The 19,279-nt window shown below is 38.0% G+C and carries 16 protein-coding genes; 8 read left to right on the top strand and 8 right to left on the bottom strand.

Going from position 1 to position 19,279, the window contains the following annotated elements; translation table 11 throughout:
* Positions 1-83: 83 nt before the first annotated feature.
* Entirely contained in the window at positions 84-2,534 is a 2,451-nt protein-coding gene (locus ACTB0X_RS10485) for a protein-disulfide reductase DsbD family protein (RefSeq protein WP_463024969.1), read from the top strand.
* 239 nt (positions 2,535-2,773) lie between these two features.
* Here ACTB0X_RS10485 and ACTB0X_RS10490 read toward each other — a convergent pair whose 3' ends face one another.
* Both ACTB0X_RS10490 and ACTB0X_RS10495 read right to left on the bottom strand, forming a co-directional pair.
* Positions 2,774-3,400 (bottom strand): LysE family translocator, encoded by a 627-nt coding sequence (locus ACTB0X_RS10490; protein WP_463024970.1) that lies wholly within the window; start codon positions 3,398-3,400, stop codon positions 2,774-2,776.
* Positions 3,401-3,592: 192 nt separating this feature from the next.
* On the bottom strand, positions 3,593-4,024 hold the full coding sequence (locus tag ACTB0X_RS10495) for a hypothetical protein (protein ID WP_463024971.1): 432 nt from the start codon (positions 4,022-4,024) through the stop codon (positions 3,593-3,595).
* 109 nt (positions 4,025-4,133) lie between these two features.
* Here ACTB0X_RS10495 and lpcA point away from each other — a divergent pair, with 109 nt between their 5' ends.
* Positions 4,134-4,706 (top strand): D-sedoheptulose 7-phosphate isomerase, encoded by a 573-nt coding sequence (gene lpcA, locus ACTB0X_RS10500; RefSeq protein WP_463024972.1) that lies wholly within the window; start codon positions 4,134-4,136, stop codon positions 4,704-4,706.
* Here the strand turns inward: lpcA and ACTB0X_RS10505 are convergent.
* Positions 4,703-5,518, bottom strand: coding sequence for an energy transducer TonB (locus ACTB0X_RS10505; RefSeq protein ID WP_463024973.1), 816 nt, complete (start codon positions 5,516-5,518; stop codon positions 4,703-4,705). The genes lpcA and ACTB0X_RS10505 overlap by 4 nt on opposite strands.
* Positions 5,519-5,584: 66 nt before the next feature.
* Between ACTB0X_RS10505 and ACTB0X_RS10510 the strand changes: the two genes are divergently transcribed.
* Entirely contained in the window at positions 5,585-7,123 is a 1,539-nt protein-coding gene (locus ACTB0X_RS10510) for a YifB family Mg chelatase-like AAA ATPase (RefSeq protein WP_463024974.1), read from the top strand.
* Here the strand turns inward: ACTB0X_RS10510 and ACTB0X_RS10515 are convergent, their stop codons facing one another.
* The 5 genes from ACTB0X_RS10515 to ACTB0X_RS10535 are packed head-to-tail and all read right to left on the bottom strand — an operon-like array spanning position 7,124 to position 9,377.
* Positions 7,124-7,360 (bottom strand): hypothetical protein, encoded by a 237-nt coding sequence (locus ACTB0X_RS10515; RefSeq protein WP_463024975.1) that lies wholly within the window; start codon positions 7,358-7,360, stop codon positions 7,124-7,126.
* Entirely contained in the window at positions 7,353-8,228 is an 876-nt protein-coding gene (locus ACTB0X_RS10520) for a sterol desaturase family protein (RefSeq protein WP_463024976.1), read from the bottom strand. The genes ACTB0X_RS10515 and ACTB0X_RS10520 overlap by 8 nt, the downstream gene beginning before the upstream one ends.
* Before the next feature lie 5 nt (positions 8,229-8,233).
* A complete protein-coding gene (locus ACTB0X_RS10525) occupies positions 8,234-8,662 on the bottom strand; it encodes a rhodanese-like domain-containing protein (protein WP_463024977.1) in 429 nt (142 codons plus the stop codon).
* Positions 8,663-8,668: 6 nt separating this feature from the next.
* Positions 8,669-9,070 carry a DUF983 domain-containing protein gene (locus ACTB0X_RS10530; RefSeq protein WP_463024978.1) on the bottom strand — a complete coding sequence of 134 codons (402 nt, stop codon included), beginning with the start codon at positions 9,068-9,070 and terminating at the stop codon, positions 8,669-8,671.
* A gap of 1 nt (position 9,071) precedes the next feature.
* Positions 9,072-9,377 carry an ArsR/SmtB family transcription factor gene (locus ACTB0X_RS10535; RefSeq protein WP_463024979.1) on the bottom strand — a complete coding sequence of 102 codons (306 nt, stop codon included), beginning with the start codon at positions 9,375-9,377 and terminating at the stop codon, positions 9,072-9,074.
* A gap of 322 nt (positions 9,378-9,699) precedes the next feature.
* Between ACTB0X_RS10535 and ACTB0X_RS10540 the strand changes: the two genes are divergently transcribed.
* The 5 genes from ACTB0X_RS10540 to ACTB0X_RS10560 all read left to right on the top strand — a co-directional run.
* Positions 9,700-10,563, top strand: a complete 864-nt coding sequence (locus tag ACTB0X_RS10540) for a UDP-2,3-diacylglucosamine diphosphatase (RefSeq protein WP_463024980.1) — start codon at positions 9,700-9,702, stop codon at positions 10,561-10,563.
* Between the two features lie 4 nt (positions 10,564-10,567).
* Positions 10,568-11,611: a glycosyltransferase family protein gene (locus ACTB0X_RS10545; protein ID WP_463024981.1), complete on the top strand. Its 1,044-nt coding sequence runs from the start codon at positions 10,568-10,570 to the stop codon at positions 11,609-11,611.
* A gap of 2 nt (positions 11,612-11,613) precedes the next feature.
* Positions 11,614-12,990 carry a GH1 family beta-glucosidase gene (locus ACTB0X_RS10550; protein WP_463024982.1) on the top strand — a complete coding sequence of 459 codons (1,377 nt, stop codon included), beginning with the start codon at positions 11,614-11,616 and terminating at the stop codon, positions 12,988-12,990.
* 151 nt (positions 12,991-13,141) lie between these two features.
* On the top strand, positions 13,142-18,253 hold the full coding sequence (locus ACTB0X_RS10555; RefSeq protein WP_463024983.1) for a VPS10 domain-containing protein: 5,112 nt from the start codon (positions 13,142-13,144) through the stop codon (positions 18,251-18,253).
* On the top strand, positions 18,250-19,279 hold a 1,030-nt coding region (locus ACTB0X_RS10560; protein WP_463024984.1), incomplete at its 3' end, for an NHL repeat-containing protein. The genes ACTB0X_RS10555 and ACTB0X_RS10560, both read left to right, overlap by 4 nt.

The raw sequence follows: 19,279 nt of genomic DNA on the forward strand, positions 1-19,279 counted from the left end.
TTATAGCTTAACAATTGCAAAAAACATGATGGCTATTGTTTCATTAATGTTAAATTTGGAGCTCTTATAAAAATGTTCAACAAATGATCCGATTCACAGCGTTATCAAAATCAATCGTTTTGACGATTGGAATACTTTTTAGTTCATTGTTAATGGCTCAAATTCAAGAGCCTATTGAGTGGGAAGCTTCAGTTAATCAATTGGAAAATGGAGAAGCAGAACTAATAATGACTGCAAAAATTGATAAAGGATGGCACCTTTACTCTCAGTACCTTCCAAATGATGATGGTCCAATAGCAACTGAGTTTTCTTTCACGGAATCAGATAAATATAAATTGATTGGTAAGGTGGAAGAGCCGAAGCCAATCTCGGAATACGATAAGAATTTCGACATGCAATTGAATTTCTTTGCAAAGAAGGTTCAGTTTAAGCAAAAGATAAAAGTGCTTTCAGGAGCTGATTTTACCATCACAGGTGAAAGTTACTCCATGGTGTGTAACGATGAAATGTGTTTGCCACCTGAGGCCATTGAACATACTTTTAAGATTAAAGGTACTGGAGAAACAAGCGGAGATATTTCTACTGGTGCAGGAAATCCAATTACTTCCGTTTCTGATGAATTTTTAGATGCTGTAAAATGGGAGTATTCTTCTGTCTTAAAGGATGAAAGTACTGGTGCTTATGAATTCCACTTTAAAGGAGAAATAGGAGAGGGATGGCATTTGTATTCTCAAAAGCAAAAGTCGGAAGAAGAGCAAGTAATGGCGACCAAATTTTACCTGAATCGTTCATTAGAGGCTGATGGCGGTTTTAGCGAAATGGGCGATTTAATCACTGCATTTGATCCAACTGCAGATTTAGAGTTAAGCTATTTTGAGCACAATGTAGATTTTGTTAAAACGATATCTGGAATTGAAAAAGGTGTTTATATCATTGAATTTGAATACATCGTTTGTAATGCTACCATGTGTTTGCCTCCTGAATTAATCGAAGTAGAATTTGATTTGGCAACAGGTAAAGGAATTAATGTATTGGAGAAAGCGAGCCAAGAAGCATCATTAGACATTGCTACTGTAATACCAAGTTTACCAAATGTTGATTTGGAGAATCCTAAAGGCGATTGTGGAGAGGAAAAGCAAGAAGTGAGTAATGTGTGGATGGTATTCTTATTTGGATTTATAGGTGGATTGATTGCACTATTAACGCCTTGTGTGTTTCCTATGATTCCATTGACAGTGAGCTTTTTTACCAAAGGAGATGGGGGTGGAAAAGGATTAGGAAAAGCAATGCTTTATGGATTCTTTATCTTTTTAATTTATGCGATTTTAAGTATCCCATTCCACTTCAATACTGATCCAGCTGTCCTCAATGAGGTAGCAACGAGTGTGACCTTAAACATCATTTTCTTTATTGTGTTTGTGGTGTTTGCGATTTCTTTCTTTGGATACTTTGAAATTACGTTACCAAGTAAATTGACCAATAAGGCAGACAATGCTTCCGAAGTTGGTGGTATCTTAGGAATCTTCTTTATGGCTTTAACATTGGCTTTGGTTTCTTTCTCTTGTACCGGTCCAATTTTAGGAACTGTTTTAGGAAATGCATTGAAAAACGGACCTTGGCCAATCACCGCTGCTATGAGTGGTTTCGGTATCGCTTTAGGACTTCCATTTGCAATTTTTGCAGCTTTTCCAAGTATGATGAGCAAGCTGCCTAAGTCAGGTGGATGGTTGAATTCAGTAAAAGTAGTTTTAGGATTTATTGAAATTGCTTTAGCAATTAAATTCTTATCCAATGCAGATTTAGTAGAGCAATGGGGATTAATAAAAAGAGAAACATTCTTCTTAATCTGGACCATTATTGGTTTCGGATTAACGGCCTATTTATTTGGTTGGATTAAGTTTCCGCATGATTCACCGATTAAGAAATTGTCACCGTTTAGAATTAGCTTGGCAATGCTAGTTTTAGCGTTTACTATTTATATTGCTCCTGGAGTATTGAAGACCTCTCCTTGGAACCACAATTTATTGAGTGGATTTCCACCTCCGACATTCTACAGTTGGTATGAAAAAGAAACCTTCCATGCAGAGTTTGATAGTTTCGATGAAGCATTGGCTGAATCTAAGCGGGTGAATAAGCCTTTGTTGATCGACTTTACAGGATGGGCTTGTGTGAACTGTAGAAAGATGGAAGAGTCGGTTTGGACAGTAGAAAGTGTGAAAAAGAAACTAGAAGAAGATTTCGTGTTGGTGTCACTTTACGTTGATGATAAAGTAATGCTTCCTGAAGAGCAGCAAGGGGTTTTTGAATACATGGCAGGTGAAGAATTGAAGAAGAAAAAAATCAAAACCATTGGGAATAAATGGGCGACTTTTCAGACGCAAGTGTTCAACAATAACTCTCAACCTTATTATGTAATGTTAAGTCCTGATGGATACTTATTGGGCAATCCTGTTGGATATACGCCAAGTGTAGAAGAGTATTCTGACTTCTTGGATTGTGGAATAGCGGCATTTAAAATGAATGCAGCGAATTAGATAAAATTGAATTGATATACAAAAGCACCTCGAATTCGGGGTGCTTTTTTTTGAGAATTATAGCCAGTTAGTGGTGTCATCTTCCTAGAATATAAGTCAGCCAACAATAAAAGCCACGTAGTGGTGACATCTTATTTCTGAGATGAAGTTCTTAATTCTTTATTTCGTCGTTTGAGCGGAGTCGAAAACAGAAATAAAGATGACACAAAAGCTAGAATTTATAGTTGATTTCTTACAAATCACCCCAATAACAGTCCCAATCCCAATACGGATAACACGCTAACATTTGCCCATTTGGTGTATTGCCAGAATCGTTCGCTTCTCAAAAATGGAGTGAGTTTGGCTGCCAATAGACAAACTATTCCAAAGATAAAGATAGCTTGAATCATAAAAATTCCGCCTAAAAATACCATCTGAATTGCCACTGACAAATCGCCTTCAGGTAGAATGAATTGTGGGAAAAAGGCAATAAAGAACAACGATACTTTAGGATTCAAAACATTCATAAAGAAGCCCACTTTCCATCGTTTCCAAAAGGAAGGAGAGACTTGGGCATCATCTTTTGTACTAATCGGACTCGACTTGCTTTTAGCTGCCTGAAAGGCCAAATAGAACAAATAGGCCGCTCCCGCATATTGAATTCCTTTCATCGCCCATTCCGATTGTGAAATGACAATAGAAAGCCCAGTTGCAGCTAAAGTAGTGTGAACAATTAATCCACTGACTAAGCCAATAGCGATACTAAAACCAATCTTAGCTCCATTGCTAACACTTTGAATAATGACAAATACTAAATCTGGGCCGGGAAGCAGTGTAAGTGCAACCGAAGCCAGAATGAAACTCCAATAATTAGTTAGAAACTCCAATTGTACTAATTGTTAGTTTAGTTAGCATAATTGCTGAACTTGAGATTTTACAATCGGTGTTACACCAATTGGGTTTTTAATTGCCGCATAAAAAAATATTAATTTTTAAAAGCTAGAATTGGTAAATGCCGAGCGATTAGAAAACGAGTACACAAGGCACGAAGTGTACGACATTATATAACGCAATCGGTATTAGTCGATCATTGTAGGAGATGGAGCTCGGTTGTAAGCCTTTCTTTTTGGTTTAATGCTTTTCACAAACATCACATTGATCAATTCGTCCTCCACAGTAACCATCGTTTTAGAAATGCCGTTGGTAATCTTCAGGAATTTGTCATACTTGGACTTCTTTTCCAAAGGTTCAAAAGTTTTGTCTATCATTTGAATTTGAATGTTGTCTCCATCTATTTTGCCATTACTCACCGTTACTTTTCCAATGAAACAATCGGCAAAAGTTCCTTTTCTTACTGTGATTACTACATTGTCATAGGTGCCATCTTCAACAAATTCGGCTCCTCTTGTTTCAAATATTTTAGCGTAGTCTTGGTAGCAATTTGATTCGTCCTGAGCACTTAACGTTGAAAAAGTAATGAGCGTAAAAGCAGCGATTAGAAAAGTTTTCATGTATTTGTCTGTTTTGTTATTGTAAGCCGCTAAAATAAAAATACTTTTTCGAAATCTTCCGAAGAAGTTCAGCTTATTCTATCTTTGTTGTAAATAGAAATCCAATCGCATGAGTTTACAGACCATAAAAGATAACTTTACAGAAGCGCAAGAAGTACTGAGTCAATTTATTTCAGATGAATCTAATTTGAAAAAAGTAGACGATGCTGCAACGTTAATTGCTGAAGCTTTAAAGGCTGGAAATAAAGTTATTTCATGTGGAAATGGTGGAAGTATGTGCGATGCCATGCACTTTGCAGAAGAGTTGAGTGGCCGTTTTAGAAACGATCGACCCGCTTTGGCTGCAATTTCTATTTCAGATCCTTCGCACATCAGCTGTGTCGGAAATGATTATGGTTATGAGTTTATCTTTTCCAGATACGTGGAAGGTTTAGGTCAAGCTGGCGATGTTTTATTGGGAATTAGCACGAGTGGAACTTCCAAAAATGTCATCAAAGCCATTGAGGCGGCTAAAAAGAAGGGGATGAAAGTGATCGGCCTAACCGGAAAAGACGGAGGATTAATGGCTGATTTATGTGACATTGAAATACGAGCTCCACATTCTACATATGCAGATCGGGCGCAAGAAATTCACATCAAAGTTATTCACAGCCTAATCCATACCATTGAACAGAAGGTTTAATTACTAGAATTCGAATTGCCATCAAACATATCATAACCTCCAGAACCACCGGCATTGAATAGCAACCTGAAATTCATTTTGGTTCTAACCGCTTTGCCATCTTTGATTCCAGGCTCCCATCTCATTAATTGCAATAGGCGCAATGTTTCTTCGTTACATCCGGCCGGGAGCGCATTCACCAAGGTGTAGTTAGAAGGCATACCGTAAGGCTCAATAATAAACTCATATTTTACTTCTCCCTTCACTTTTCTCATGATGGCTTCTTGTGGATATCTCATTTGCTTTAACGCAAAAGCATTCATATTTTCGGCGCCAATTAGTTTAGGAACCGAGTCCAATTCTTTGCTAGTGTATATGGTCGTTGACTCATCAACAGGAATATTTTTAGGGTAGGGCAATGCGTCATATCCTCTCTTCTTAACCACCTTTTTGTAGGTTTTGGGAGAAAATTTGATGCGCATTCCATCTTCCAACTTTTCATTAACCAAACGAGTATAATCCACTTTCCAAACAATCTGATTAAAGAATCGCATGGCTTCTTTATTGAACGCCTCATTGGTAGAAGAGCTAATTTTTGCTTGAACTACTTCTCCTTCATTGTTAATCATATATCGTATGGTAACCTCACCATCAGTTTCGCTCTCAAGCATTTCTCTGGGGTAGACCAATTCTTGTTTGATAAAATCTTCTAGGTAATCTTCAGCACCTACTGGTGCTGCAGCGAACCTTGATGCAGGTAGTAAATCTATTTTTTGAGCCATTCCAATAGTGGATAGCCCTATGATTATTAGTGTAGTTATAATTGATTTCATTTTCGTTCTTTATTCCATAAAGGTAATAAAATTGTTATATTGCTAATTCATTTTGAAGGGTTTAATATGCTAGTAAAAACATTTGGAAGTGCAGTTCAAGGAGTAGATGCCATTACAATCACAGTTGAGGTAAACGTGGATCAGGGAATTAATTTTCTATTGGTCGGCTTACCAGATAGCGCGGTGAAGGAAAGTCAACAACGAATCGATTCAGCATTAAGGTGCCACGGCTATAAAATTCCTGGAAAAAAGGTAGTGATTAATATGGCTCCTGCTGATATTCGGAAAGAAGGCTCAGCGTATGACATGACCATTGGAATGGGAATTCTAGCCGCTTCAGAACAGATGAAAGCAGATCAAGTGCATGAATTTGTCATTATGGGTGAACTGTCATTAGATGGTGGATTGCAGTCGATGAAAGGAGCATTACCTATTGCGATACAAGCCAAAAAGGAAGGGTTTAAAGGAATTATTTTACCAAAACAAAATGCACGTGAAGCGGCAATTGTTGAAGGGTTGGAAGTTTATGGCGTAGAAAATATTAAAGAAGTAATAGATTTCTTTAATGGAGTAGGAGAATTGGAGCAAGTGACATTAAATATAAAGGAAGAATTTTATAAGAACTTAACTTCTATTGAGTTTGATTTTCAAGATGTAAAAGGACAAGAAAATATAAAACGGGCATTGGAAATCGCAGCAGCAGGAGGACATAATGTTATTCTAATTGGTCCTCCGGGGGCTGGTAAAACCATGTTGGCTAAGCGTTTGCCGACTATACTACCACCGCTCTCTTTGAATGAAGCGTTAGAAACCACGAAAATACATTCCGTTGCTGGTAAGATGGATCACAATGCTAGTTTAATAACCATGCGACCATTTCGATCGCCGCATCATACCATTTCTGATGTCGCCCTCGTTGGTGGAGGTGGATTTCCTCAGCCTGGTGAAATTTCGTTGGCCCACAATGGGGTGTTGTTTTTAGATGAATTACCAGAATTTAAACGGACGGTTTTAGAAGTGATGCGCCAACCAATGGAGGAGCGAAGAGTCACAATTTCTAGAGCACGATTCACAGTAGATTATCCTGCAGCGTTTATGTTGATTGCCTCCATGAATCCGTGTCCTTGTGGATATTACAATCATCCGGAAAAAGAATGCATGTGCGGGCCAGGTATCGTGCATCGGTATTTAAATAAAATTTCAGGGCCACTATTGGATCGAATTGATTTGCATGTGGAGGTCACTCCAGTCCCATTTAGTAAATTATCAGAAGCGGCTTTATCGGAGAAAAGTCACGAAATACGTCAGCGTGTTATAAAAGCGAGAGAAATTCAGAATGAACGTTATGCAGAAAGTGAGAGCATCTATTGCAATGCCCAAATGGGCTCCAAGCAGCTAAGAGAAATCTGTCGCATCGAGAAAGAAGGACAAGATTTACTAAAAACCGCAATGGATCGATTGGGATTATCAGCTCGAGCTTATGATCGAATTTTAAAAGTATCTCGGACAATTGCTGATTTAGAAGGTAGCGAGAATATTGAGACTCATCACTTGGCAGAAGCAATTCAGTATAGAAGTTTGGATAGAGAAGGCTGGGCTGGGTAATTATTTTTTTATCAATTTCTTAATCAATAAAAACACAAAAGCAATCATCGGAACACCATGCATAATGGTATCCCACCAATCCATGGGTTGCATTCCATTAGCGCCACCCATGATCCATTTGATTTTGCCAAATAAGTGGGGCTCTGGAGAAAATGGAGCCAACCCAATTGCCATGCAAACAACAATTATTATCCATCCGCCTTGATTAGTTGTGTTGTTGTCTTCTATATTATTCATCTTTTATGAAAGGGTAAATTTCTTGTTTTACAAATGATTCTGGGAATTCGTTTTCATCGTCAAAGCCCAATTCTATATCTCGCCCATCGTGTGGGATATAGGCTGTTTTAAACAGATAATCCCAAATGCTTAGAGTCAATCCAAAATTAACGCCAGTTTTACGATTTTCCGGTAGCTCTTTGGCATGATGCCAAATGTGCATTTGAGGGTTATTGAAAATGTATTTCAACGGACCCAAGTTTAATTTGAAGTTACTGTGATTGAAATGCCCGATTGCTAATGCAAAAGCATCCACAATAAAGAATTCCACCAAGTTAAATCCTAGCATTGCCAATGGGACATATTGTATGAATTTGTATATGATGGTCTCCATCCAATGGAAACGAAGGTGAGCGGCAAAGCCCATCTCTTTTACGCTGTGATGAAGCTTATGAAACTGCCACAAAAATGGAGAGGCGTGCAATAATCGGTGAACATTCCATTGGATAAAATCTCGGGCTAAGAATAATATTCCCAATTGTGCCCAAATGGCCAATTCATTAATCTTAATCGCCACAATATTGGTTATACCAAATAGGGCCAAAAAGTCATTGAAAAACGTCACGAATACATTCGAAACGGAGTTGTAGATGATCAATGAAAAGATGAAAAAGTTGAAAAACATATAAAAGAAATCCAACCAGAAATCTTTACGAATGAGTTTCTGATTTTTTCGCCATGGAAACAGTATTTCTAGGGCATAGAAGAATATAGAAATTACTATTAGTAAGTAAAAATAACTGTGCCATGAAGGATTAGCAATGTCTTGAAAAAGGTAATTCCAATAATCGCTAAACCCTCTTAAAAATATGTCGATGTAATTGTTCATTCTAGTTATTGAACAGTTGGCAATCCTTCTTTGTTCCAAGCGCCCATGCCACCTTTTAAATCATAAACAGCGGGAAACCCTTGAGATTTGATAAAGTTGGCTGCTCTAGCACTTCGACCACCTGCAGCACAATACACCAAAACGGTTTTTGATTTATCCAAGGCAGCAATCTGTTTTTCAAATTCTGCGTCACTAATGTTGATGTTTTTTGCACCTTCTATATGGCCGCTATTGAATTCACCGGGAGTGCGCACATCGATTATTTGAATCGCCGAAGCATCTTCCATTTTGGCTTGAAAGCTTTTCGAATCAATTACCTCGGAAACGATTCCTTGCGTTAACGTTTCTTTGGCTGTCTCTTTCTGTTTTTCTTGTCCATTAGTGCAGCTAATTAGACTGATGGATAGAAATGTTACTAAAATAATTCTTTTCATAATAATTTAATTTTGAAGTTCTTCGGCTTTTTTTTCTACTCCTTTATAAGTAAAGAAGAGGTTGGCCCAAATGATTTTTGAAATGGCATAAATAAATGGGGAAGCAAGGATTAAGATGGAGGCAATTATTAGAACAATGGTCCAATAGCTCAAATCCAAACCCAAGATTAAGGTGGCTACCCAAACCGACATCATAACTGCTACTCCAATAGAATATGCCACGTACATGGCTCCAAAGTAAAACCCTGTTTCCATGTGCAAGCTTCTGTCGCAAACAGGGCACCTTTTAAGCACCGGCGACATCGCAGATAAATTGTACGGGTTTTTATCCTCATAGAATTCCCCTTCGTGACAATGCGGGCATTTTCGGTGAACAACACTGTAGGCCTTAGTTCCTTTTTTAATCATTTTATATAAAATTGCAGTTTGCTATGCAGTCAAACAATCGCAGTATGGATCGATCGACTAAGCTGTAGTTAATATTCCTTCCTTTTCGTTCTGATTTTAATACGCCTTTGTCTTTCATTTTTATCAAATGGTGAGAAAGTAACGACTGCTCAAGTCCAGTCAGTTCCATTAGTTGAGCAACATTCAACGATTCGGACTCGTGCATTATTCTCAGAATTTCAATTCGAATAGGGTGTCCAATCGCCTTCAAGATATCGGCGATCTTCTCCATTTTTTCGATTGAAATTTCTGCGGCTTTTGTTATCATAATTGGAAATACAAAAATATGATAATGTATTCATATTACATTTAAGAAAGGTTAAATTAATGTCTAATTCATATTGATTCAAAAATCATAATCCAATGCTAAGAATAAGTATACATTGTAATGAAACAGTGTGTCGAAATTAGTATACCATAATATAGTGATTGAATAAGCTATAAAAACTAATCAAAATTCTAATTATGAGTTATTTAATAGAAATTTATCAACTGTTAGTGATCCGTTTTTTTCGCAAAAGATGGGCAGGACTCTTTCATCAACCAATGATGAACAAAAAAATGGTTGATAACATTAACCCACAAGTGGTATGAGTCAATCCAATCCAAAACGTTCAGTAGAGCTTGTTGTATTGTCTGATATTCATTTAGGAACTCGCGGTTGTCATGCCAAAGAATTGCTAAAATATATGAAAAGCATTGACCCTAAGAAGGTAATTCTGAATGGGGATATTGTGGATATCTGGCAGTTTAAAAAGAGCTATTTCCCAAAAGCACACATGCAAGTAATCAAGCAGATTGCTAGTTGGGCAACCAAAGGTGTAAAGATTTATTATGTGACTGGTAACCACGATGAAATGCTGCGAAAGTTCGTTGGATTTGAAATGGGGAGTCTAAAAATCGTGAACAAAGTAGTGCTAAAGTTGGATGGTAAAAAAGCGTGGTTTTTCCATGGGGATGTGTTTGATGTAACTATGCAACACAGTAAATGGTTGGCGAAGCTTGGAGCAAATGGATACGATTTGTTGATCCTAATTAATCGACTAGTGAATCACATTTCAATGAAGCTCGGAAAAGGGAAAATCTCTTTATCAAAGCGAATCAAAAACAGCGTTAAGGGTGCGGTAAAATTTGTCAACGATTTTGAAACAGTAGCTGCTGATATCGCTATTTCCAATGATTACGATTATGTAGTATGTGGTCACATTCACCAACCTGAAATGAGAGAGATTAAAAATGAAGAGGGGAAAGTGATGTATCTCAATTCTGGGGATTGGATTGAAAACTTGACTGCCTTGGAGTACAACAACCAGACATGGAGCATTTATAAATACGAGGATGCTCACTATGAGGATGATCAATTTCAAGTGACGCCTGATCAGGAATACAACAATAAAGAGTTGTTTGCTAAGCTGGTCGCGGAATTCAAGTTAATGGAATTGACAAAAAGTTAAGCCGATGAAAATATTGTATGCCATTCAAGGAACGGGAAATGGTCATTTAAGTAGAGCCCGAGAGATTATTCCATATTTGAAAGAAAAAGGAGAGCTCGATTTGTTAGTGAGCGGGATTCAATCGGATATTCCATTACCTTATGAAGTGAAGTATGTATTCAAAGGAATGAGTTTTATTTTCGGAAAGAAAGGAGGAATTGACTACGTGAACACCTACATGAAAAATCATGTCAATCGGTTTATTACTGAAGTGAAGAGTCTCCCCATTGAGCAGTACGATATTATCATCAACGATTTTGAGCCCATTTCTGCTTGGGCGGCGCACTTTAAGAAAAAAGAATGCATTAGTTTGAGTAATCAATGTGCGGTGCTTTCTGCCAATGCACCTAAACCTAAAAAAGAAGACACTCTGGGGAAGTTTATGTTGAATAATTATGCGCCTACCACTTCGGGTTATGGATTTCATTTCATGAGTTATTCTGAAAATATTTATACCCCAATTGTACGTCAAGAAGTGAGAGATTTAGAAATTTCTAATTTGGGGCACTACACGGTCTATTTACCGGCTTATGATGATGAACGAATAATTAATAAACTAAAATTAATCACTGATGTCAATTTTCATGTTTTTACGAAGCATGGTAAATCGACTTATCAAGTAGATAATATATCTGTTGAGCCGATTAATAATGAAGCTTTTTTAACCAGTTTGGCTTCTTGCACCGGAGTGCTGTGTGCTGCTGGTTTTGGAACTCCATCGGAAGCGTTGTTTCTAAAAAAGAAATTGATGGTGATCCCGATGAAGGCACAATATGAGCAACAATGCAATGCTGAAGCACTCAAGCAAATGGGTGTTCCGGTGATAAAAGAGTTGCGAAAAAAACACATTCCTGCTATTTTAAAATGGATTCTAACTGATGATGTTGTAGAAGTAAATTATCCCAACAGGACGAAGGAAATAATCGATGTTATTTTCGAGAATGAGGAAAAAAAAAGGGATACTTATCTAAATTTTATACAGGAAGATCAATTTAAAGTAGGAGCATAAGAATGGAAGAATTTCAATTTCGGGAGGACTTTCATTGGGGAGTGTCTACCTCTGCATTTCAAATAGAAGGTGCACATGATCAATATGGAAAAGGTCCTTCAATTTGGGACAAGTTCACTGAGAAAAAAAAGGCTGTTTCTAATCAGGAAAATGCAAAAGTAGCCTGTGACTTCTATCATAAGTTTGAAGAAGATTTACAAACCATTAAAAACTTGGGCATCCCAAATTTTCGATTTTCGATTTCGTGGGCACGAATTTATCCAGAAGGGTATGGACACATTAATCAAAAGGGAATTGATTTCTATAATCGATTAATTGATCGCTGCCTAGAGTTGGACATCGAGCCTTGGATTACTTTGTATCATTGGGATTTGCCTCAAAATATAGAGTTGAGAGGTGGGTGGACCAATAGAAGAATTGTGGATTGGTTTTTTGATTATGCTTCATTTTGTGCCGCTCATTTTGGTGATCGTGTGAAGAGGTGGATGGTACTGAATGAGCCGATGGTTTTTACTGGAGCAGGTTATTTTTTAGGTATTCATGCACCTGGAAGACGTGGATTGAAAAACTTTTTGCCAGCCGTTCATCATGCTGTATTGGCGCAAGCGGTAGGCGGAAGTATCATCAAAGATTTACGACCAAATAGCATCGTTGGAACCACTTTTTCATGCAGTTTAATCGAGCCGTTTCGACCGGATAGCGAAAAGGATATTCGAGCAGCCAAGCGGGTCGATGCATTGACCAATCGATTGTTTATTGAGCCCTCTTTAGGGTTAGGTTATCCTGTGAAAGAGCTTAGTTTCCTAAATAAGATGGAAAAGTACATGCGTCATGACGATGAGACTCGTATGAAATTCGATTTTGACTTTATAGGGATTCAAAATTACACACGAGAGAAAATAAAGAATTCAACTTTTACCCCATACATCGGAGCTAAATTAATAGAATCTTCAAAGCGGAATGTGCCCACTACAGAAATGGGTTGGGAAGTTTATCCGAAATCACTTTACGCCATGGCTAAAAAGTTCTCCGCTTACGAAGGTGTGAAAGAAGTGATCGTGACTGAAAATGGAGCAGCCTTCGACGATGAGATTCAGAATGATAAAATTTACGATGCCAATCGAATCAGTTACATTGCTCAAAATCTAAAACAATTAAAAAGAGCACATCTAGAAGATTTGAAAGTCTCAGGTTACTTTGTTTGGTCACTGCTGGATAATTTTGAATGGTCAGAAGGCTATCGACCACGATTCGGAATTGTTCATGTAGATTACAAAACCTTAAAGCGAACCTTGAAGTCATCTGCTTTGTGGTACAAGCAAGTGATTCAATTTAATCAAACCAAGATTTCAGAAAGTATTTTGAATGCAAAATCTTAAGGGTTGAATTCGTTGTTTTGAAAAGGTGCTTGACAACTTTTCATTTGTCAAAAGAATTACATTTTTTAAATCGCTCATTTGTAATAGTGTAAATTATTTTTTAGATTGCAAGTATAAATTAATACGCTGTATACTAACTAAATCTACAAAAATGAGAAAAAAACTAGCCCTACCGCTATTTTTATGCCTAATTGCATACAATAGCTCAGCCCAATTCGTGAATAATTTTCACCAATTAATGCATTCATTTAAGCCCGACTCCCTACTGAAAATTCCTGATTCTCTGAAAACAGCCAATGATAAAAGTATCATTCGTCGAAATTTAATGTGGAGTTCTCAGCTAGCACCACACGGCAATGTAGATATCGCTGCACAAGCCATTGTAGATTATGCGACTAATTTTACTCCACCTTCTATTAATCCTACAATTGGAGGAAGTCCAATACAGCCTTGGACGGAAATTGGGCCAATAGGGCACGATGGTTCTAAGCCAGATTGGAATGATAATGGTCAAATACATCGTATTGTATTTCATCCAAGTTACAATATCAATTCAAAATCAATATATGCGGGTTCTTTTTTTGGTGGATTATGGAAATCTGTAGATGGTGGAGAAAGTTGGAACGTACTAGGGACAGATCAGCAATTACCTCAAACCTCAGTTTCAGGGATAGCCATTAATCATCTGGATACGAATATGATTTTTGTCTGCACAGGAGAAGGAGATGAACGGTCTTGGTTAATAGCTAATAATTCAAATTTATATGGAAGAAATCCCATTTTTACTACAGGAATTTTTCGTTCAGAAGACAATGGAAACAGTTGGTCTGCGATCAATAATGGCTTCCTTAATAATTTTGTTACAGGTGGAGTTTGTCGAGACATCGCCATTCATCCAAGGGACGAAAATAAGTTATTTGTAGTGACTTCGAAGGGACTTTTTAGAACCACAAATGCAACTGCTGCTTCGCCAACTTGGAACAAAATTACAGTAAAACAGGGTGCTGTTGGATTGGAAGATGATTTTAAAGGAATAGAGTTTCATCCTGACAATCCGGATACCATGTATGTTTCTAGTAACGATATTTATAAAAGTACGGATGGTGGTTCTACTTGGCAAAGCATGACTGATGTTATGGGACCCACCAGTTTGACAATGACTAGTATTGCTCCTAATTATTTAGTAGATCGAATTAATCTCGCAGTAACTCCTGCTGCTCCAGATCGGTTGTATGCATATATAACGGGAGCAGATACAGCCACTAAAGATAGAGCCGCTTATATATATATGTATAAAAATAACAATTGGCAGTTTTTAAAATCTGAAGTTCAAAAAGGAACCACCCAGTTTCCAGTTGGTTGGATGGGGTTTGCAGTATCTCCAGCTGATCCAGATGTAGTCTATTTTGGAGGCACCAAGGTGCTAGGAAGTAATAATATAAATATTTTAGACTCTCTAGTTGTAAGATCACCCTATAGCAGGTTTGGTTTTCATGCTGACGTACACGAGTTGATTTTTGAGCCCAATACAATTGCACCTTTACTTTTCTGCGGAAATCATGGAGGAATAAGTGTAAAAGATTTAACCTATCTAAATATCTACGGATGGGAATATAGAAATAATGGTTTGAACACTAATTTAAATTGGTCATTCGATGTGTCTAAGGTAAATAATATTCAAATCAGACTAGGGACTCAAGATAACGGGATTAGGCAAAAGTTAAATGTCAATAATCAATATCAATGGGCGGATCTTATCGGTGGGGACGGTTATGCAGCACAAATTGTAAATGATATGAATGGAAGTTCTAATTATCCAAGAACTGCATATAAAACTAATGGAAGTGCCCATGCGCCATCCAAACCATGGAATGCAGCACCTTATGCATCGTCAGCGCCCAACTATTTAGGAGATCCTGATTCTTTGGAAGTTATACCAATGCAATTTCAAGTGGTAGACCACCCTATAACTAATAAACACATTTACGGACTTTCAGATTTGTATTCTTCTATATTGCCTAATGATGATATGCCATATATTTCAACTAGTATGCAATTTCAAGTGGAGTCAGATTTATACGCAACACCAACCCAAATTGATTCAACTACCACTGAGTTTCCTTCTTTGAGTAATTCTAGGCAAGTAACTGAATTCGATATCTCAAAATCAAATCCTGATTATGTATATGTAGCTTCAAAAGCACCGTATGGTAGGCATACATGGCTATATCGTTCAACAACTGGTTTGAGTGATGGGAATTATACGGACATTAATGCAGCACCAGTAACTCCAAGATTTATAAATATTTCAGACTCATTGCCTCTGTCTACTTATTACAATTCAAGTTCACCTCCTAACATTTCTGGTATTGCAATTAGCCCCACTGATCATTTAAAAGTATGGATTTCTGTTAGTGGATACCAAAAAGGGTTTAGAGTTTTTAAAACCATAGATGGTGGAAACACTTGGGAAAATGCTGACCCTGATACCACTTTGCCACAAATGCCTGCCAATAATATTGTGGTGCAAGAAGGGACGAATGATCGGTTGTTTTTAGCGACTAATGTAGGGGTTTATTATACGGAAGCTGGGATGCCTGGATGGGAAAAATTGTCTGATTTTCCGAATTGTCAGGTGATGGAATTGCGGATCAATACCTGTTCCAATAAATTGTTTGCTGCCACTTACGGCAGAGGTGCTTGGAGCATCGAATTGCCTGAATCTACTGGATACGACCACGAGCGAGAAATAACCACCAACACTACTTACACCGAAGATGCCTTTTTAGAGCGAAACCTAAGAGTAAAAAGCGGCAGTAAACTAACGATAAAAGGAATCCTATATATGCCTTCCAGAGGTAAAATTATTGTAGAAGCTGGGGCTACATTGGAAGTAGATGGTGGAACCATTAAAAATAACTGTGATACTTTTTGGGATGGAATTGAAGTGTGGGGGAATTCTGGATTAAACCACAGCGGAAATAATCAAGGAAAACTCATTTTAAAGAATGATGCCGTATTGGAAAATGCAAATACTGCAGTGAGTTTATGGAAAACGGACGATTGGAACTCCATGGGAGGACTGATTCAAGCGGAAGACGCCACCTTTAAAAATTGCAGAAGAGCTGTTCAATTTATGTCTTATTCTTTTTACAATTACAGCTACTTTCTTCGATGTAAATTTATATTGGACGATGATTACGACCCAGAAAATGTTGGCGGAATTAACCAAGTGACGCTTTGGGATGTACATGGAGTATTGTTTAGAGGGTGTGACTTTGAAGACAATAGAACCACCCCAAGTGATTTTGAAATTTCTAATGGGAATGCTATTTTTTCAATTGATGCAGGTTATAGAATAGAGGCGGAATACGTGACTCCTTCTGGCCCAGGGCCAATTCCGTATTACAAACATTCTACCATTAAGAATTTTAATCATGGAATTCGTGCAACAGGTGCAGGTACTGCTCACACCATTACGGTAGACCGAGTGGACTTTGAAGGAAACATGAAGGCGGTAGAAATAGATAGATTAGATAACTTCCGCTTCATCCGAAACAACGTAAAAGTAGGGGGAGTGCTTAAAAATGGCTACACGAAGGATAACCAATTTGGTTTATCGGTCTTGACATCTTCTGGCTTTGAGGTAGAAGCCAATGCCTTTGAAGGGAACGCAAACAGTTTAGAACCAGTTGGGGTTTACATTGAAAATTCTGGAACAGAATCCAATCAGGTGTATAAAAATGAGTTCAAGGACAATGCTATAGGGCAATGGTACAATGGACTGAATCGGGATCAAGACCCTTATGAAGGCTTACAATTTTTATGCAACACCAGTTTACAAGGAAATGATAAAGAAGTGCTGGTAGATAAAGATGGGAATGCCATCCAACATGGAATTCGAGATCATCAAGGGTCTAGTTCTCCATCTTTAGCAACTGGAAATGTGCCATCCACATCAAGTACAGTGCATGTGGAGAATAAATCGGACAATGTAATTAAGTATTATTACGGCACAGGAGAGCAGTTGGCTGCGGCCAAACTCATTCCTACTGCTAAGGTGATTCAATATCCTGCGACAAATGGAAATGGGTGTGCTACCCAATACCGCAGTTCTTATGCAGGGGCGGTTCCTCAAAATTTGAGCAGTGAGTTTTACAACCAACGGGCGCAGTATGAGGCGCTGTTGTACACCTACTTTCAAAACATAGATGGTGGAAATACCGATTCCTTGCTGCAAGCCATCAACATGAGTTGGAACAATGAAGCCCAAGACTTGAGGGACAACTTGATGAATGAAGCACCGTATTTGTCAGAAGAGGCATTGCGAGAAGCAGCAGGTTCAGGAATTTTAACCGATGCTTTATTATTAGAGGTGTGTTTAGCCAATATGGATGCCACAACCAATGAAGACTTCTTGAATTATTTGCAGTATGAAATTCCAAACCCATTGCCCGAATCCATGATTCAGTTAATTTATCTGAACTGGAGTGGAGTAACACCCCGAACCATTTTGGAAAATCAATTGGCGACTACAAATGCCTCTTTGGGTTTGGCTTCCAATCAACTCTTGTATTATTACATGACGGACAGCTTGGATCACAGCGACAGCATTGAGAGCCTATTGGCTGCACGGAAGCATCCAGCTTCTAACTACCGATTGGTGGAATTGGCCATCGCCAAAGAAGATTATGAGGAAGCCAACAATTTAATAGGCATGATAGAAGAAGGGCCAGAATTGACCGAGTGGCAGCAAGCAGAGCATGACAATTTAAAAGCCTACGTTACTTTTAGAGCATCCATCAGAATGAACGATAAAGCCATTTTAGATTTGGGAGAAGAAGAATTAACTACTTTGAGAACTATAGCCGAACTTAAAACTGGGCGTTCTTCTCATATGGCGCAAAACATTTTGTGTTTTGGATATGGGGAGTGTGATGCAGGAATTGAATCAGAAGGAAGAGTGAGAAGCCCTAGGGTGTACAATATGAATCCACCAGTGGTGAATGAGAAGCTAGGTAACTTTAGCTTAGTGCCCAACCCAGCGAAAACTTCCATAGAAATTACTTGGGACGGAGAGCAAACAGAAGGATCGAAAATGCTCCGGGTTTATGCCATTAACGGACAAATCTTATTGGAGCAGCGTGTAAGTAGCCGAAAAACTACTATTAACGTAAATAAATTAGAAAATGGTACTTATCTTTATGAAATACTTGAAGATGGAACTACCATTTATCAAGGAAAACTAATCATACAGAAATGAAGAAAGAGATATTAGTCATTATTGTCATTTTCTCTTGCCAATTATTCTGGAAGAAGGCTGAGTTAAAGGCTCAGCCTTCTTTTTCTATGGATACTAACTTTCAGTTGTTTATTGATTTGAATGATATTCAATCAGGAGGACCCACAAGTGATCTTTGGGAAAACCCAAGTAACGGAAATCTCCATATTACAGGGAATTTTCGATTATTTATCGGCAACAATCCCTATTATTCAATTATAAGTACTAGGCGTGATGGGAGTCGAAATTTCAATTTTATAGGGTATGCTCGTAATGGCATGACCTTTTTTTACCCGATAAATGATACGGTATTTATCTCTGGTTGGGGTGGGGGGGGGAACTACGTTCCCATGGACATTGACGGGAATTTTGTATGGACCACATGGCGCCAGAACTACCGACAAACCGTGAGTTGTTCTTATGCTTATTACCCCTATTTTTTTCCAAACGGATCCTCTTTAATGACGAATAGTTGGTTTGGAAATCCAAATATCTGTTTAATTAAAAATCCACCGGATACTTTTCCTTCTCAGCCTATTATAAAGGTAGATTCCTTGGGTTTGTACGATTCTACTTTTAAACATACGACTAGCGGTTCCGTTGATGGATTTAAAGAATACGACAGCACTAGATTGCTGGTTTTTGGTCTACTTCGTGAATTTACTGAATACGATGGCGATACTGTAAATGGGATCTGTAGAATTTATATGGATGGGAACTTGGATACTACTTTTAAAAGCCCTGTTGCTCCAGGGAGTGGTAGAGTTAGAGCGCAATTAGTGGAACCAGATGGAAAAATATTTATTTCTGGTAACTTTCAATTGGTAGATTACCCCAATCAATGGTTTTCGTTGTGTCGTTTAAATATCGATGGGAGTATTGACACTACCTTTAATAATTTAGGAAGTCCAATTGACTCTGCTTACCCAGGTACAGCAGGTGTAGGCAGTGTAATAAAAACCCCTGATGACGGGTATTTATTGGGAGGTTATTTTAATCAGGTACAAG

This window comes from Acidiluteibacter sp. (assembly GCF_055129545.1).

Bases quoted from the DNA above. Each gene is read 5' to 3' on its own strand.
- ACTB0X_RS10485 (WP_463024969.1), top strand. From the start codon at position 84: ATGATCCGATTCACAGCGTTATCAAAATCAATCGTTTTGACGATTGGA.
- ACTB0X_RS10495 (WP_463024971.1), bottom strand. From the start codon at position 4,024: ATGAAAACTTTTCTAATCGCTGCTTTTACGCTCATTACTTTTTCAACG.
- lpcA (WP_463024972.1), top strand. From the start codon at position 4,134: ATGAGTTTACAGACCATAAAAGATAACTTTACAGAAGCGCAAGAAGTA.
- ACTB0X_RS10505 (WP_463024973.1), bottom strand. From the start codon at position 5,518: ATGAAATCAATTATAACTACACTAATAATCATAGGGCTATCCACTATT.
- ACTB0X_RS10510 (WP_463024974.1), top strand. From the start codon at position 5,585: ATGCTAGTAAAAACATTTGGAAGTGCAGTTCAAGGAGTAGATGCCATT.
- ACTB0X_RS10515 (WP_463024975.1), bottom strand. From the start codon at position 7,360: ATGAATAATATAGAAGACAACAACACAACTAATCAAGGCGGATGGATA.
- ACTB0X_RS10520 (WP_463024976.1), bottom strand. From the start codon at position 8,228: ATGAACAATTACATCGACATATTTTTAAGAGGGTTTAGCGATTATTGG.
- ACTB0X_RS10525 (WP_463024977.1), bottom strand. From the start codon at position 8,662: ATGAAAAGAATTATTTTAGTAACATTTCTATCCATCAGTCTAATTAGC.
- ACTB0X_RS10530 (WP_463024978.1), bottom strand. From the start codon at position 9,070: ATGATTAAAAAAGGAACTAAGGCCTACAGTGTTGTTCACCGAAAATGC.
- ACTB0X_RS10535 (WP_463024979.1), bottom strand. From the start codon at position 9,377: ATGATAACAAAAGCCGCAGAAATTTCAATCGAAAAAATGGAGAAGATC.
- ACTB0X_RS10540 (WP_463024980.1), top strand. From the start codon at position 9,700: ATGAGTCAATCCAATCCAAAACGTTCAGTAGAGCTTGTTGTATTGTCT.
- ACTB0X_RS10545 (WP_463024981.1), top strand. From the start codon at position 10,568: ATGAAAATATTGTATGCCATTCAAGGAACGGGAAATGGTCATTTAAGT.
- ACTB0X_RS10550 (WP_463024982.1), top strand. From the start codon at position 11,614: ATGGAAGAATTTCAATTTCGGGAGGACTTTCATTGGGGAGTGTCTACC.
- ACTB0X_RS10555 (WP_463024983.1), top strand. From the start codon at position 13,142: ATGAGAAAAAAACTAGCCCTACCGCTATTTTTATGCCTAATTGCATAC.